Here is a 17,006-nt window from a genome sequence, read left to right as displayed (position 1 = left end):
TGCCGCGCTGGCAGGCCGGCTTGCTGGCCGTCCTGATGGTGGCCGCCGCGGCCGGCCTGTACGCCAAACTCGGCACGCCGCAAGCGCTGGTCGCGCCGGACGCCGCGCCGGCCACGGCCTCCGCCGACGCCGACCCGCACGGCAATGGCAGCGCCGAAGCCGAAGCCATGGTCGCCAAACTGGCCGAACGCATGGCGCGCGAGCCGCAAGATCCAAACGGCTGGGCACTGCTGGCCCGTTCCTACAGCGCGATGGGCCGCTTCGTCGCCGCCAGCGGCGCCTACTCGCGCCTGATCGCGCTGATCCCCGACGACGCCCAGATCCTGTCCGACTACGCCGACGTCCTCGCCATGACGCAGAATCAAAAGCTGTCCGGCGAACCGGAACGCCTGCTGACCCGCGCCCTGGCCGCCGATCCGAAAAACGTCAAAGCCCACATCCTGATGGGTGACGCCTCGTTCGAGCGCAGCGACCTGGCCGCCGCCGCCGTGCACTGGCAAGCCGCGTTGGCCAACGCCACCCCCGGCTCCGAATTCGCCCAGATGGCGCGCGATAACCTGAACCACATCGGCGCCCCGACCGGCGACGCTGGCAGCGCCCAAGCCGCCGCCACGCCAACCGCCGCACCGGCGGCCAACGCCGCGCCGTTCGCCGCAGCCACCGCGCCGCAGCCGGCGCCCGCCACCGCAAACGCCAACACTGCGGCACCCGGCGCCACCAGCATCAGCGGCGTCGTCGAACTCGATCCATCCCTGCGCGCCCAAGTCTCCGACAACGACACCGTGTTCGTGGTCGCCAAAGCCGTCGACGGCCCGCGCTTCCCACTGGCCGTGCTGCGCAAACAAGTGCGCGACCTGCCGCTGCAATTCACGCTCGATGACACCATGGGCATGATGCCCGGTGTCAAATTGTCACAATTCGACAAGCTGACCGTCAGCGCCCGCATCTCCAAAACTGGCAACGCAATAGCCGCGCCAGGCGATCTGGAATCGCCTCCACAGCCAGTAACGCCGGGCCAAACACAAATAAAGTTGCGTATACGCAGCAAATAAAAATATCGCCCGCAGTGCACCATCAGATGGTGTTAGACTCGCGCACATAGTTGACTATTTGCAATGATAGTTAAATAAAAAGTCACCAGCCACCGCCAGATGCACTTATGTTGCAAGACAATTTCATGTCCTTCCAGCGCTTTCGCTACGCCAAATGGGCCATCGCCCTGCTGGTCTTGTGCATCGCGCTTTATGTTCTAGACAATCCGCCCATCAAACCCGGAGGCGGCACTGTGCTGGGCTACGGCCTCGGCACGCTCGGCGCATTGCTGATCGTGTTCCTGCTGCTGCTCGGCATGCGCAAACGCGCCTATGCCTCGCGCATGGGCACTCTGCGCGGCTGGCTGTCGGCCCACGTTTATCTCGGTCTGGCGCTGGCGGTGGTGGCCACGCTGCACTGCGGCTTTGAATTCGGCTGGAACATCCACACCTTCGCCTACGCGCTGACCATGGCCGTCATCATCAGCGGCATCTGGGGCGTGGTGCTGTACCTGCATCAACCCTCGCTGATGAGCGACCGGCTGGACGGCCGCACGCTGGACCAGATCGCGCAAGACCTGCGCGACCTCGATGACCGCTGCCGCCTGCTGGCGCAAGATCGTCCGACTCTGCTGGCGCTGGTGGAAGAATCGTCCGGCGCGCAAATTTTCTCGCTGCGCCGCCAGCGCCTCACCGGCCGCAATCGCCACTGCGCCACCGCGCGCGTGCTGGCGCGCTTGCGTGTGGTGGGCGACCAGGCTGACGCCAGCAGCAACGAAATCTACACCCTGCAATTCCGTCGCCTGCAACAGCTGAAGCGCATCCGTTCCTACGTGCGCCAGCGGACCCTGACCGAAATCTGGCTGCTGTTCCATGTGCCGATGTCGATCGCACTGCTGGTGGCGCTGACCGCGCACATCGTCTCGGTCTTCTTCTACTGGTAAGCCTATGCAAACGCGTAACAACGACAAGCTCCAGCAGGAGATCGATGCGCTGCAACGCCCGTTGATCGGGCGTCGCTTCATGTCCTGGCTGCTGTTTGTACTGGTGCTGCTGGGCGCATTGGTGCTGCCGGTGACGGCCTCGGTGTGGCCCGCGCTGTTCCAGCCGGTGGAGCAGCAGACCGCCGGCCTGCGCAAGACGCCGGAACAGGCGCAGGTGCTGAACACCGCCTACATGCGCGCCTCGCCAACCGCGCTGGGGCTGGACGCGCAATGGACCCCAGGTCCGCTGTCCTCGGCACACCAGCCGTTTGGCCTGGATTGCAAATCCTGCCACTCCAAACCGTTCCAGCCGGTGCAGGATCGCGACTGTCTGGCGTGCCACCGCGACATCGGCAACCACGTCGCCACCAAGATCGCCGCGATGCCGGCGCTGCACGAAACCCGCTGCGCCACCTGCCACCGCGACCACCAGGGCGCGGAGGGACTGGTATCGCAGAACCGCCGCTATATCGGCAGCGGTTGCGCGTCCTGCCACGGCGACCTGGAAAGCAAGCTGCCTGGCACCCAGGTCGGCAACGTCAAGGACTTCGCCAAGGCTCACCCGCAGTTCCGCGTGCAGGTGGCGGTGTCCAACACCACGCTGGTGCGTTTGCGCCAGGGTGGCGCGCCGCTGTCGCAGCCGAATACCCTCAAGTTCCCGCACGATCTGCACCTGGCCAAAGCCGGCATCGCCGGCCCGGACGGCAAGACCCGCCTCGATTGCTCCAGCTGCCATAAGCCCAACGCCAGTGGCGTCGGCTTCGAGCCGGTGAAGATGGCGCGCGACTGTCAGTCGTGCCACGCGCTGGCGTTTGAGCCGGCGCTGTCGCAGCGCCAGGTGCCGCATGGTTCGGTGCCGGAAGTGCTGTCGACGCTGCGCGAATTCTACGGCTACGTCAACAGCAGCAAAGTGCCGCTCGATACGCCGCCGGCCAACGGCCCAGTATTCACTGTGCGTCCCGGCATGCCGGCCAGCGCACCGGCCAGCTTCGTGCAGGGGCCGGGAGATGCGCGTGCCCGCGCCGCCGCTGCCGCCACTGAGCTGTTTGAGAAAACCTCGTGCGTCGTCTGCCACGTTGTCAGCCGCGTGCCCGGTCCGGGCAAGGCCGGCACGCCGGGCGCCGATCTGCCGCAGTGGAAGATCGCGCCGGTAACGCCGCCGCATGCGTGGCTGCCGAAGGCCAGCTTCGATCACGCGTCGCACAAGCAGACGCCATGCGGAGACTGCCACCTGGCCGCCAAATCGAGCAAGTCCAGCGATGTGCTGATGCCTACTATTAAAGAATGCCGTGATTGCCACGTCGGTTCCGAGCCGGTGGTCGGCAAGGTCAAATCCGATTGCGCGATGTGCCACGGCTATCACATGCCGGACCTGCATACCGCACCGGCAGCAGCTCATATGAAATCGGTGAAGCCATGAAGAAGCGCGTAACAATAATGGCTTTGATCGCGGCCGTGCTGACCGCCTGCAGCGGCGGCGGCTCGTCTGGCAGTGCCAGTGGCGCCAGCAGCAGCTGCTTCACGCCCGCCACCACGGCGCAGTCGCTGACCGCCGCCGAGGTGGAGCAGGTGGTGGCGCAGGGCGCCGAGGCGGCGTCCAAACTGGGCGCCAAGGCGACCATCGCGGTGACGGACCGCGCCGGCAATGTGCTGGCGGTGTACCGCATGACCGGCGCCGGCGCCACCGTGAATATCCTCAGCGGGAATGGCAAGAACAGCGCGTCCAGCCCACAGGGTCTGGATGGCTTGAGTGGTTTGATCGGCTCCGATCTGGCGGCGCTGGCCAAGGCGCTGACCGGTGCTTATCTGTCGTCGTCGGGGAATGCGTTCAGCACCCGCACCGCCGGCTATATCGTGCAGGAGCACTTTGTGCCGGGCATTACGCAGACTGCGGCTGGTCCGCTGTTTGGTGTGCAGTTCAGCCAACTGCCTTGCGGTGATCTGGTGCAGCGTGGCGCTGGCATCGGCATTGGTCCGAAGCGTTCGCCGCTGGGACTGTCGGCCGATCCGGGCGGCTTCCCCTTGTATAAGAACGGCCGTGTGGTGGGCGGCGTCGGTGTGATCGCGGATGGCGTATATGGGCTGGATCTGAGCCCGACTACCAGTGGTTCGGATCTGGATGAACGCATCGCCTTGTCTGCGCTGAGCGGCTTTGCGGCGCCGGATTGCATTCGTGCCGACCGCATCACGGCTGGCGGTGTGACGCTGGTGTATGCGAATTCGGATTCGGCGGCGGTGTCGGTGTCTTCGAAGAGTATCAGCGGCATGGCTGGCAGTCTGCTGGCGGTGGACGGTTATTACGACGGTACGGCGATGCTGGCCGGCGTGGCGTTTGGCGAGGCGGCGTCTGGCTTTATCGCGCAGGGCAGTAATCAGATTCTGGTGGATGCTTCGTCGACCAATCGTTATCCAGCCAGCGCTTCGTTGTCGCCGGTGCCGGTGGCGGCTGGTGGTACCGGCTTGAGCGCGGTCGAGGTGCAGGAGGTGCTGACGCAGGCGCTCGGCGTGGCCGGACAGGCGCGCGCGCAGATCCGGATTCCGGTCGGTTCGTCGGCGGAGGTGACGGTGTCCATCGTTGATACAGCGGGCAATGTGCTTGGTCTGGCGCGTACTGGCGACGGGCCGGTGTTTGGTGTGGACGTGTCGTTGCAGAAGGCGCGCACGGCGGCGTTTTTCTCGTCGGCCGGCGCGTCGGCGGCGATTTCGGCCCTGCCGCAGTTGGGTTACTTTAATGGTTCGCTGCAGCAGGGGACCTTGTTTGGGCTGGATACTTATATGTCGGCCTCGCGCAGCTTCTTTGCGAATATGGCGGCGTTCAGCGATGGCATCGCGTTTTCGGCGCGCTCGATTGGCAATATCGCGCGGCCGTATTTCCCGGATGGGATAGATGGTAATTCACCTGGGCCGCTGTCCAAGAGCGCGGCGACCTGGAGTCCGTTCAATGTGGGCTTGCAGCTGGATCTGGTGTATCCATCGCTGGTGGGGGCGATTCTGTCGCCGTCGTCGGCTAACAAGAGCTGCACTGGCAATGCGATCGGGTTGAATAACGGGATGCAGATTTTCCCGGGTGGGTTCCCGATTTATCGTGGCACTACGCTGATTGGGGCGATTGGTGTGTCGGGTGATGGCGTGGATCAGGATGACATGATTGGCATGCTGGGCGTGTCGCGCGCGGCGGCGTCGCTGAAGACCGGCTTTGGTCATGCGCCGGCGGCGCGGCGGGCGGATACCTTGACGCCGCAGGGCAAAAACCTGCGTTACGCGCAGTGCCCGCAGACGCCGTTCATCAACAGTACTGAGCAGAGTGTGTGCGATGGCATTTAACGTGACCCGCTCCCAGCGCATCGCCGCCATCGCGCTCAGCGCCTGCGTCGGCCCGGTCGCCATGGCGCAGGAGGGCGCGCAGCAGAATGCCGTCGCCGCGCAGGCCGCAGTCACGCCGTCGTCGACCGCCAGCGCCTCGCAGCCCTCCGCGTCGCTCAGCGCAGCTGCATCGCGGGCCGCAGTCGCGTCGTCGTCGGCCGATGCGCCGGTCGCCGCGTCGGCGTTGCAGCTGCAGGTGCTGGCGATCAGCGTGCCGGTGCGCGCCGAACCATCGGCCGCCTCGCTGGCCTTGGCGCAGCTGTCGCGCGGTGCGGTGATCGGCATTCTTGAGCAGCGTGGCGACTGGTACAAGGTCGCGCTGAATGCCGAGCGCTCCGGCTGGATCCTGCAAGCCCCCACTGAATACGACGATACCACCATCACGGTCTTCGCCGCCCCTGCCGGCGCCACGCCCGCAGCCGGTGCCGCTGACGACCAATCCGGCATTCTGCCCGCCCGCCCTGGTGGCGCCGCAGGCAACGTGCCGCAACTGGCGGTGCTGCCGACCATCGACCCATCGCAAGTACCGCCGCCGCAAGCCAATCTGCCACGCGAATCGCTGTCGGTGCCGGATCGCTGGCGCCTGATGCAAGCCCTGGGCTTCAAGTTCCCCTGGTACGACCCGTACAACCAGAACGTGCTGAAAGCCGACCTGCCAGTCCTGAAGGAATACGCGCCCGACCTGTTCATCAACGTCGGCGCCATCTCCGACACGCTGGTCGAGCTGCGCCGCTTGCCGACGCCAGTGGCCGGCCAGATCGGCATCAACCCCGGCGCCAACGATATCTTCGGTCGCAACCAGCAAACGGTGACGGTACAAAACCTGATCCTCAACTTCGGCCTGATCAAGGGCGACACCACCTTCCGCCCGCCGGATTATGAATTCCGCTTCGTCCCGGTCTTCAACATCAACCGCGCACTGGTGGAAGAAGCCGGTGCGCTGCGCGCCGACCCGTCGTCCGGCAAACGCCGCACCGACCATTTCGTCGGCATTCAGGAACTGTTTGCCGACGTCCACCTGCGTAACGTCTCCGACCGCTACGACTTCGACAGCCTGCGGGTCGGCATCCAGCCGTTCACCAACGACTTCCGCGGCTTCCTGTTCCAGGATTCGCCATTCGGCATCCGCCTGTTTGGCAATCGCGACAACAACCGCTGGCAGTACAACCTGGCCGCCTTTGCCCGCATCGAAAAAGACAGCAACAGCGGCTTGAACGCCGTCGGCAAAGGGCTGCGCCGCGACCAGGTGTACGTGGCCAATCTGTACCGCCAGGACTGGCCGTTCACCGGCTTCACCTCGCAAGCGAGCGTGGTCCACAACCGCAACGAGGAAACCGACAAGACCTACGACACCAACGGCTTCCTGGTGCGGCCCGCCGTGCTGGGCGACCTGCGCTCGCACCGCTACCACGTCACCTACCTGGGCTACAGTGGCGACGGCCATATCGGTGACTGGAACCTGGCCACCTCGACCTACTACGTATTCGGCCACAGCGACCATGATCCGCTGGCGCACGCGCCGCAGCAGATCAGCGCCGGCTTCCACGCCAGCGAACTGTCGCGCGACTTCAACTGGATCCGCGCCCGCGCCTCGCTGGTGCTGGCCTCCGGCGACAAAGACCCGTACGACAACAAGTCCACCGGCTACGACGCCATCATGGAAAACCCGCAGATCGCCGGCTCCGACACCAGCTTCTCGATCCGCCAGGCGATTCCGTTGATCGGTGGCGGTGGCGTTGCGCTGTCCGGCCGCAATGGCATCCTGCCGTCGCTGCGTTCGTCCAAGGATGAAGGCCAGTCCAACTTCGTCAATCCCGGCCTGATGCTGCTGGGCGTAGGCGCCGACTTCGATCTCAAGCCCGAGCTGCGCGTATTCGGTAACGTCTCTTATCTGCGCTTCATGGACACCCGCGTGCTGGAAGTGCTGCGCGCGCAGACCATTCCATCGAAAGAGATGGGCGTGGACTTCTCGATCGGCGCTCACTGGCGTCCGTTCTACAGCCAGAACGTCATCATCAACAGCTCGGTCGCCGCACTGCGGCCGGGTAAGGCCCTGAAAGCGCTGTATGGCGAAAACCAGGGCACGCTGTATTCCGTTGTACTTAACATGGTATTGAGTTTCTGATATGAAGGCGTTCAAACACATTCTCGCACTGGCGCTGCTGCTGATCGCGGCAGCGACGGTTACGCTGGTGAGCGCCAATTCCGGCGCGGTACTCAGCCTGCGCGAATACATCATGGCGCTGCCGGCGCCGGCCGCGCAGACTGAAAAGCAGGCCGACGCCAAATCGTCCGGTTGTCTGAGCTGCCACACCGTCACCGACCGCCACACCATGCACGCCAATCCGGCCGTGGTGCTGGGCTGTACCGACTGCCACGGCGGCAATTCGAATATCGCCAGCAGCGCCAAGCCAGGCACAGACGCCTATCGCGCCGACATGGACAAGGCCCACATCCTGCCGCGCGATGAAAAGTACTGGCAGTATCCATCGTCCGCCAATCCCAAGGAATCGTACGCCAAGCTGAATAAAGAGCACCCGGCCTACGTCCGCTTCATCAACCCCGGCGACCTGCGCGTGGCGCGCGACGCTTGCGGCGCCTGCCACCTGCCGATCATTCAGGCGCAGGAGCGCAGCCTGATGGCCACGTCGGCCATGTTGTGGGGCGGTGCTAGCTACAACAACGGCATCCTGCCGTACAAGCGCTACATCCTGGGCGAGTCCTACACGCCGGACGGCAAGCCGGCCGCCATCGTCAATCCGCTGCGTGTGGATAACGACCTGTTTGTCCACAAGGGTATTCTGGACCGCCTGTATCCGCTGCCAGCGTGGGAAACCATCGCTCCCGCCGACGTGTTCCGCGTGTTCGAGCCGGGTGGCCGCGTGATCGGCAGCGCCTTCCCGGAGATCGGCCTGCCGAACAGCTCCGGCACGCTGCAAAAGCTGGATGAACCGGGCCGTCCGGACATCCACCAATCGAACCGTGGTCCCGGCACCGGCGGCCGTATCGCCGTCCCGGCCATCAACATCACCAAGACCCGCCTGAACGACCCGCACCTGTGGTTCCTGGGGACCAACGACCAGCCGGGCGACTATCGCTCGTCCGGTTGCAGCGCATGTCACGTCATCTACGCCAACGACCGAGACCCGCTGCATTCCGGTCCGTACGCGGCGGCCGGCAATAACGGCAGCACGCTGACCAAAGACCCGACCATCCCGAAAGACCAGCCGGGCCACCCGATCAAGCATGAGTTCACGCGCGCGATTCCATCCTCGCAGTGCATGACTTGCCATATGCACCAGCCGAACATCTTCGTGAATTCGTTCTACGGCTACACCATGTGGGACTACGAGTCCGACGCGCCGTCGATGTGGCCGAAGAAGCAGAAGTATCCGACCGACGCCGAGATCCGCGCCATCCAGGCGCGCAATCCGGAGGAAGCGGCCACGCGCGGCAACTGGAGCGATCCGGAATTCCTGAAGAACGTCTCCAAGCTGAATCCAACCCTGAAGGACACCCAGTTCGCCGACTATCACGGCCACGGCTGGAATTTCCGTGCTATCTACAAGCGTGACCGCAAGGGCGCGCTGCTGGATAAAAACGGCAAGATCATCGACGACAACGATCCGGACAAGTTCAAGAAAACCGTGCACCTGGCATCGATTCACATGGAGAAGGGCATGCAGTGCGTGGACTGCCACTTCTCGCAGGATGCGCACAGCAATGGCCACATCTATGGCGAAGTCGCCGCCGCTATCGAAGTCGATTGCATCGACTGCCACGGCAGCGCCACCAAATACCCGACGCTGCGCACCAGCGGTCCGGCCGCCAAGCCGGGTGGCATGGACATGTCGACCCTGAAAACCCAGGACGGCCGTCAGCGCTTCGAATGGCGCGAAGGCCGTCTGTACCAGCGCGCCGCCACCGATCCTAACAAGGAATGGGAAGTCAGCCTGGTGAAGGATTCGGTCAACCCATCCAACCCGCACTACAACGAGAAAGCCGCGCGCGCCAAGCTGATGAGCGCAGGCGCCGACGGCCAGCAGGGCAAGTGGGGACCGGGCGTGACCAAGTTCGCGCACGATAACGAGAAGATGAGCTGCCACAGCTGCCACCTGTCGTGGACCACCAGCTGCGCCGGCTGCCATTTGCCGATTCAGGCCAACTGGAAGACGGAGCGTTTGCACTACGAGGGCGGCGAATCGCGTAACTACGCATCGTACAACCCGCAGGTGGCGCGCGACGATATGTTCCAGCTGGGTGTGGCCGGTCCGGTCAAGGGCTCGAAGATCACGCCGGTGCGTTCCAGCTCGGCGCTGGTGCTGTCGTCGACCAATGCCAACCGCGAGAAGATCTACATCCAGCAGCCGCCGATCGCGGCCAGCGGTTTCTCGTCGCAGGCATTCGCGCCGCACTATCCGCACACCGAGCGCAAGGAAGAGACCAAGACCTGCAGCGATTGTCACGTGTCGAAGAATAACGACAACAACGCCATCATGGCGCAGCTGCTGCTGCAAGGGACCAACTTCGTCAACTTCGTTGGCTACAACGCATGGATCGGTGAAGCCGGCCATGTTGAAGCCACCACCGTCACCGAATGGGATGAACCGCAGGCGGTGAAGGGCAGCTACCTGCAGCGCTACGCTTATCCGGACTGGTACGAGCAGCACAAGGCGCGCAATATGGAGCTGACCGAAACCCACTCGCACAGCACCGAAGGCGCGGCCAACTGCCTGCAGCTGCGCGGCGAATATCTGTTCACCGCCGAAGGCAAGGGTGGTCTGCGCGTGTACGACGTGGCCAGCATCGCCAACAAAGGTGTCTCCGAGCGCATCATCACCGCGCCGTATTCGCCGCTGGGCCAGAACACCCAGGTGCCGTCGAAGAACGCGACCTGCATGGCGCTGCCGACCAACCAGCCGATCGCGCCGACCCGCAATCAGGGCGACTTGATGCGCGTGACCAATCAGGAGCAGGCGTTCCACCCGATTTATCACTACGCCGCCATTAGCGATTCGCAGGAAGGGCTGATTCTGGTGAACGTGGATACGCTGGCCGATGGCGAACCGCGTAACAACTTCCTCAAGCGCGCGCTGACCTGGAATCCGAACGGCTTGCTGAACGGCGCCCGCCACATCGTGCTGGGCGGGCATATTGCCTACATCGCCGCCGATGCCGGCATGGTGATCCTCGATCTGGACGATCCGCTCAAGCCACGGCACCTGGCCACCATTCCGCTGGACGAGGCGCGTTCGTCGGCGCTGCAGTTCCGCTACCTGTTCGTCACCGACAAGAGCGGCCTGCGCGTGATCGATGTGACGCTGCCGGCCAAGCCGGTGCTGCTGCCGGGCCGCGTGGCGCTGGCCGATGCGCACAAGGTTTATGTGGCGCGCACCTACGCCTACGTGGCGGCGGGCAAGCAGGGCGTGGCCATCGTCGATGTCGAGAAACCGGCCGAACCGAAGGTGTATCAGATGTTCGACGCGGATGGTAAATTGAACGATGCGCGCGACATCATCGTCGGCTCCACCAACGCTTCGCTGTTCGGCTACGTGGCGGATGGCGTCAATGGCCTGAAGGTGCTGCAGCTGACGGCACCGGACACGCAGCCGCGCTTCTACGGTTTCTCGCCGGAGCCGAAGCCGCAGCTGATCGCCTGGAGCCGTACCCGCACGCCGGCGCTGGCGCTGTCCAAAGGTCTGGACCGCGACCGCGCGGTCGATGAAACCGGTGGCCAGATCGCGGTGTTCGGCCGTATCGGCTCGCGTCCGTTCAACGCCGCCGAAATGGCGAGACTGTATTTGCGGCCGGATTCCCAGGTGTGGACGGTGGACGACCGCGGCGTGCCCGGCGACTTCGTGCCGCGCGCGCAGAAAGGAAAGAAATGAAAAGGATGCTGTCCGCCTGCCTGATGCTGGCCTGCGGGCTGGTGCTGGCCGCCAGCTCGCCCTCCACGGCAGTGCTGCCCAACGCTTCGCCGCACCAGTCGGTCGGCACCGTCAACTGCGCCAGCAGCACCTGCCACGGCGCGGTGGCGCCATGGACCGGCTCCACTGTGCAGCAAAACGAGTACACCACCTGGTCGCGTCTCGACAAGCACGCCAAGGCGTACGCGGTGCTGCTGAACGCGCAGTCGCGCTCCATCGCCGCCAAGCTGGGACTCAAGCAGGGTGCGGAGAACGCGCCGGAATGCCTGGACTGTCACTCGCACAATCCACCGCCGGCATTGCGCGGCGAGCGTCACATGCTGTCCGACGGCGTCGGCTGCGAAGCCTGTCACGGCCCGGCCGATAAATGGATACGTTCGCACACCGTGCCCGGCACCACGCACGCCGAGAATGTCGCCAATGGCATGTACCCGACCGAAAAGCCGGTCGAGCAGGCCAAGTTGTGCCTGTCCTGCCACGTCGGCGACAACAGCCGCTTTGTCTCGCACCGCATCATGGGGGCCGGCCACCCGCGCCTGAGTTTTGAGCTGGATACATTCGCCCAGCTGGCGCCGGCCCACTACAAGATCGACGACGACTGGCACAAGCGCAAGGGCGATTACGACAGCGTGCGGCTGTGGGCCATCGGCCAGGCGCTGGCCTCGAAAAACCAGCTGGATGCGCTGGCCGATCCGAAGCGCGGCCGCGATGGCCTGTTCCCGGAGCTGGCGCTGTTCGATTGCCACGCCTGCCATCACCCGATGAGCGAGAAGAAGTGGACTCCGCGCCTGGGCGTGGGACCCGGCCGCATGCGCCTCAACGACAGCAACCTGTTGATGCTGCGCGCGATTGTGCGCGCCACCGATCCGAATGGCGCCAACGCCTTCAGCGACCAGGTGACGCAGCTGCACCAGGCGGTGGCGGGCAATGCCGCCGCTCACGGCGCCGATCCGCTGGCGCTGGCGTCGTCGCTGTCGGCCACCATCCAGCGCTACATCGGCAAGCTGGAACAGCAGCGCTTCACGCCGGCCTTGCAGCGCGCCGTGCTGGCGGGCCTGATCGATGAAGCGAAACGCCAGCAGTTCTCCGATTACGCCGGCGCCGAGCAGGCATATATGGCGATCTCCAGTCTGTCGTCGTCGCTGGCGAAGCAGGGCGCGCTGGGCGGCGCCGCCGGCGTGGCCGACATGAACCGCAAGCTGGCGGCGCTGCGCGTCACGCTGGCCAATGAAGAAGCGTTCAAACCGGACCTGTTTGCGAAAGGTCTGCAAGGGCTGTCGCGCACCATTACTCCTCAGGTGAATTAATCATGGACGCTGTAGACCTGTACGAAATCGTCATCGTCGGCTCCGGGCCTGGCGGCCTGTCGGCCGCCGCCCGCGCCAAGGCGCTGGGCGTCAGCCACGTGCTGCTGGAAGCGCAGCCGCATTTGTCGGACACCATTTACCAGTACCAGAAGGGCAAGCACGTGATGGCCGAACCGGGCATCCTGCCGCTGCGCAGCGACCTGAGTTTCGGTGCCGGCAAGCGCGAGATGCTGCTGTCTACCTGGAACCAGGAGATGGCCGGGCAGGACGTCAACGTGGTGCATGGCCAGCGTGTGACCGCCATCGTGCGCGATGCGGAGACCAGCATCTTCACCATCACCAGTCAGAGCAACGGCACGCCCGCGCGCAGCTGGCAGGCACGCCACGTTATCCTGGGCATCGGCATGCAGGGGAATATCCGCAAGCTGGGTGTGCCGGGCGAGGATCTGCCGGGGGTGCAGTACACGCTGTCCGATCCGGACGAATACCAGGGCGAGACCATCGTGGTGGTCGGCGCCGGTGATGCCGGTATCGAGAATGCGCTGGCGCTGGCCGAGAAGAACACGGTCTACATCCTGAATCGCCAGGAGGAATTCGCTACCTGTAAAGAGGGAAACCGCGTGCTGATTACGGCGGCGGAAAAGAGCGGCAAGATCAAGGTGCGCTACAGCGCTTCCACCAAATACATCGAGCCGGCGGAAGACACGCCGCTGCTGTTCGTCATGAACGGCAAGCACGGCGAAGAGCGGGTGCATGCGCATCGCGTGATCGCGCGTCTGGGCGCGACGCCGCCGCGCAAGCTGATCGAAAGCTTCGGCGTGCAGTTCCCGAACGCGAATCCGGCATCGACGCCGGCGCTGTCGGATGCGTATGAATCGAACGTGCCCGGTTTGTTCATCGTCGGCGCGCTGGGCGGCTACCCGCTGATCAAGCAGGCCATGAACCAGGGCTACGAGGTGGTGCAGACCATTGTCGGCAAGCCGGTGCAGCCGGTCGATGAATCGCTGCTGCGCGAGAAGCTGGTGCCGTGGCGCCCCGGCTTGCAGGTGGCGCGCGTGATCGACGAGATCAAGGCCAATGTGCCGCTGTTCAGCGACGTGACCACGCTGCAGTTGCGCGAGTTCATGCTGGATTCGACCTTGCTGACACCGCAGCAGGGCGCCATCATTTTCCGCAAGTTCGACTACACCAACACCTTCTATTCGATTTTGGAAGGCACGGTGGAGCTGGAGCTGACCGGTAACGACGGCAAGGTGCGCAACATCAAACTGGACAAGGGCCAGTACTTCGGTGAGATGGGCCTGATCTCGGGCCGCCGCCGTAGCGCCACCATCCGCGCCGGCGCCAACTGCGTGCTGATGGAGACGCCGCGCCGTACCATGCTGAAGCTGATCGCTTCGGTGGACGATGTGCGGCACCGCATGGACATGGTCTTCGTGCGCAACGCGATCTACAACTACCTCGGCAATATGCTGTCGCGCACCGCCATCGATGCGCTGGTGGCCGGCGGCATCACGGTGCGCCGCTACGAAGCCAAGCAGACGCTGTTCAAGGAAGGCGATCGGGCCGACGGCATGTATCTGATCCGGCGTGGCTCGGTGACGGTATCGCGCAAGGATGATGTGCGTGGTGGCGAACGGATTCTGTCCTATGTCGCCGCCGGTAACTATGTCGGTGAGATGGCGCTGTTGCGCGATGCGCCGCGCAGCGCCACGGTGACCGCCACGGTGCTGACCGAGGCGCTGGTGCTGGATGCGGAAACGGTGCGCGATCAGTTGATCGCCAATCCAAGCTGGCGCAAGTCGGTGGAAGATCAGATCATCAATCGCACCGAGCAGAATCTGCTGCTGGAGCATACCAAGAGCCGCGATGGCGAATTGATGCAGTTCCTGCTGGGGCAGGGCGTGGGCGAGGCGTCGGATGTCCTGCTGATCAACGAGACCATGTGCATCCAGTGTAATAACTGCGAGACCGCCTGCGCCGAAACGCACAACGGCACGTCGCGCCTGAAACGTGCCCTGGGCCCGACCTTCGCCAACATCCACCTGCCGACCGCCTGCCGCCACTGCGAGAATCCGCACTGCATGAAGGATTGTCCGCCGGACGCCATCGGCCGTTCGCTGCAGGGTGAAGTGTTCATCAGCGACGCCTGCATCGGCTGCGGCAACTGCGAACGCAATTGCCCGTATGGCGTGATCCAGATGGCGGTGGACAAGCCGCCCAAGCGTGGCGGCGGCTTATCGTGGCTGCTGTTCGGCCTCGGCGCCGCGCCCGGCGAGCGCCAGGCCGACTACGATCCGGCGGTGCAGAAGAAGGCCGTCAAGTGCGATCTGTGTAAAGACCTGAAAGGCGGCCCGTCCTGCGTGCGCGCCTGTCCGACCGGCGCCGCCATCCGCATCTCGCCGGAGAAGTTCTTCAAGAACCAGATGTAGGCCCGAGGTTCTTGGCCAGGAAGGCTTCGATGTGCTTCCACAGGTCGACACGATTGGCGCGGCTGCGGGCGTCTTCCACCGTGGCGCTGTACTTCAGGAACTCGACCTGCGGATTGGTGGCCGACAGTTTGTTGTAGAAGTCGCGCCCCTCGCTGTACAACACGCGGTGGTCTTCATCGCCGTAGGCCAGCAACACCGGCTGCTTGATGCGGGCGGTGTTGTACAGCGGCGAAGTCTCCTTGAACTGTGCGCTGTCCTGAGCCGGATCGCCTATGCTGACATACAGCGGTTCGGTCTCGCGGCGCGACACGATCTGCTTCCAGTCGCGCGCGAACAGCACGCCGATGTCGACGATGCCGGACCAGCTGATGCCACATTTGAACAGCGCCGGATCGCGCGCCAGTCCCATCATGGCGGCATAGCCGCCGTAGTCGCCGCCGGCAATGCAGACCCGGGCCGGGTCGGCGTAGCCTTGCTTGATGGCCCACTGCGTGGCATCGGCGATATCGTCCTGCATGGCGCGGCCCCACTGCTTGTCGCCCGCTGTTTGCAGCGAACGGCCGAAGCCCGGCGTGCCGCGCGTGTCCGGCTGCAGCACGACGTAGCCGCGCGACGCCAGGAACTGCACTTCATCGTTCCATTCCCAGTGGCCGTTACGCTGCCATTGGGTGCCGCCCATCAGCACCACCATCGGATGCGCCTTGTTGCCGCCATTGACCGGTAGTGTGATGTAGGCAGGGATCTGCCGGCCGTCACGCGCGGTGTAGCGGATCATGCTCATGCGCGACATGGATGCGCTGCCCACGCCAGGATGGGCTTCGCCCAACTGCTTCAGCGTTTTGGCATCACGGTCGTACAGCATGTAGCGGTTGCTTTGTACATCGGAATGCGAATCGACCAGCACATACGGGGTCTGGCTGTGCGAACCGACCGAGATGGTGTTGATGGTGTTGGGCAGCTGTGCGTCCACCTGCTCCTGCAGCGCCCTCATCGTCGGATCGAACCAGGCGGTGGTTTCGGAATCGGTGTCGATGCGGTAGCCAAGAATCTTGTGATCGTCCAGCAGGAAGTAGCCTTCGGCATCGTAGCCCGGTACAGAGATCAGTGGCTTGGCGTCCAGTTGGTGCTGTTCCAGGTCGTAGCGGTAGACGGCGGATTGGTCCTGGCCATTATAGGCGCTCACGTACATGGCGCCGCCCGCGTACAGCACCGGCTTGAGCATGCTGGCCGTTTGCGGCACATAGCTGGCGATTTCGCGTACCTGCTTGCCATCGTAGTAGCCGACGATGTCCTTGCCGCTGGTATGCGAGAGCGTGATGCGCGGTTTGCCATCTTCGTCATTCAGCCAGGTGTAGACCTGGCTGGGGGCCAGTATGCGCCGCCGGTCGTTGTCGGGGGTGACGTACTGCAGCATGTCCTGCGTGTACTCCACTTCCAGGAAAACGCGGAAGCCGGCCACGCTGGAAGAGAATCCGTGCGCGGTGGGCGCGCTGAGGTAGGACTGGCTGTCGAAGTCCGGGTCCGCGAAGGAGCGCTGGCGCATGAAGAAGGAGCGGCCGGGCTGCGGCTTGCGTCCCAGGTCGTCGATGTCCACTTCCACCGTGGCCGGTTGGGTCAGGTCGCTCTGGAAGTCGGTATTGACCACGTTGTAGGCCAGCGTGTGGTCGTCCATCCACGCGAACGTCTCGACGTCGCCGTTATCGTATTGCGCCACCACCTTCTGCTTGCGGGTGGCGATATCCATCACATACAGCATCACGCGCTTTTGCGGGGACAGCAGGCGTAACGCCAGGTGTTTGCCGTCCGGCGAGATGCTGGCGCCGCTCATCGCTGGCCGCTGGAAGAACTGTTCGATGGGAAGTTGTTCCGCCGCCGCCGACAGGTTGGCGGCGAAGGCGGCGGCGAGCAGCGCGGCGGTGCGCGTGAGGGCAGGTAGCATGGAATAGTTGACAATATTGAAAAG

9 protein-coding genes are annotated in these 17,006 nt (G+C 64.3%); 8 read left to right on the top strand and 1 reads right to left on the bottom strand.

The features are described 5' to 3' along the window. The 8 genes from GJ699_RS34295 to GJ699_RS31420 all read left to right on the top strand — a co-directional run. The coding region (locus GJ699_RS34295) for a tetratricopeptide repeat protein (protein WP_195763692.1) at positions 1 to 1,052 on the top strand (1,052 nt) is incomplete at its 5' end. A gap of 107 nt (positions 1,053 to 1,159) precedes the next feature. Continuing rightward, positions 1,160 to 1,975, top strand: a complete 816-nt coding sequence (locus GJ699_RS31450; RefSeq protein ID WP_154383369.1) for a hypothetical protein — start codon at positions 1,160 to 1,162, stop codon at positions 1,973 to 1,975. Positions 1,976 to 1,979: 4 nt separating this feature from the next. Next, a complete protein-coding gene (locus GJ699_RS31445; protein WP_154383368.1) occupies positions 1,980 to 3,434 on the top strand; it encodes a cytochrome c3 family protein in 1,455 nt (484 codons plus the stop codon). Between the two features lie 17 nt (positions 3,435 to 3,451). After that, positions 3,452 to 5,338 carry a heme-binding protein gene (locus GJ699_RS31440; protein WP_229262388.1) on the top strand — a complete coding sequence of 629 codons (1,887 nt, stop codon included), beginning with the start codon at positions 3,452 to 3,454 and terminating at the stop codon, positions 5,336 to 5,338. After that, positions 5,328 to 7,502, top strand: coding sequence for an SH3 domain-containing protein (locus tag GJ699_RS31435; protein WP_195763691.1), 2,175 nt, complete (start codon positions 5,328 to 5,330; stop codon positions 7,500 to 7,502). The genes GJ699_RS31440 and GJ699_RS31435 overlap by 11 nt, the downstream gene beginning before the upstream one ends. Position 7,503: 1 nt before the next feature. Continuing rightward, a complete protein-coding gene (locus tag GJ699_RS31430) occupies positions 7,504 to 11,265 on the top strand; it encodes an LVIVD repeat-containing protein (protein WP_154383366.1) in 3,762 nt (1,253 codons plus the stop codon). Beyond that, a complete protein-coding gene (locus GJ699_RS31425; protein ID WP_154383365.1) occupies positions 11,262 to 12,611 on the top strand; it encodes a multiheme c-type cytochrome in 1,350 nt (449 codons plus the stop codon). The genes GJ699_RS31430 and GJ699_RS31425 overlap by 4 nt, the downstream gene beginning before the upstream one ends. A gap of 2 nt (positions 12,612 to 12,613) precedes the next feature. Next, a complete protein-coding gene (locus GJ699_RS31420; protein WP_154383364.1) occupies positions 12,614 to 15,043 on the top strand; it encodes a cyclic nucleotide-binding domain-containing protein in 2,430 nt (809 codons plus the stop codon). On the opposite strand, the gene GJ699_RS31415 is transcribed toward GJ699_RS31420, so the two are convergent. Then, entirely contained in the window at positions 15,027 to 16,982 is a 1,956-nt protein-coding gene (locus tag GJ699_RS31415) for an alpha/beta hydrolase family protein (protein WP_154383363.1), read from the bottom strand. The two genes, GJ699_RS31420 and GJ699_RS31415, sit on opposite strands and share 17 nt — an antisense overlap. Positions 16,983 to 17,006 lie beyond the last annotated feature (24 nt).

The organism is Duganella guangzhouensis (assembly GCF_009674535.1).
GTDB classification, from domain to species: Bacteria; Pseudomonadota; Gammaproteobacteria; order Burkholderiales; family Burkholderiaceae_D; genus Rugamonas; species Rugamonas guangzhouensis.
The sequence above is the reverse complement of the archived record's forward strand: the minus strand, read 5'-3'. Positions and strand labels throughout refer to the sequence as shown.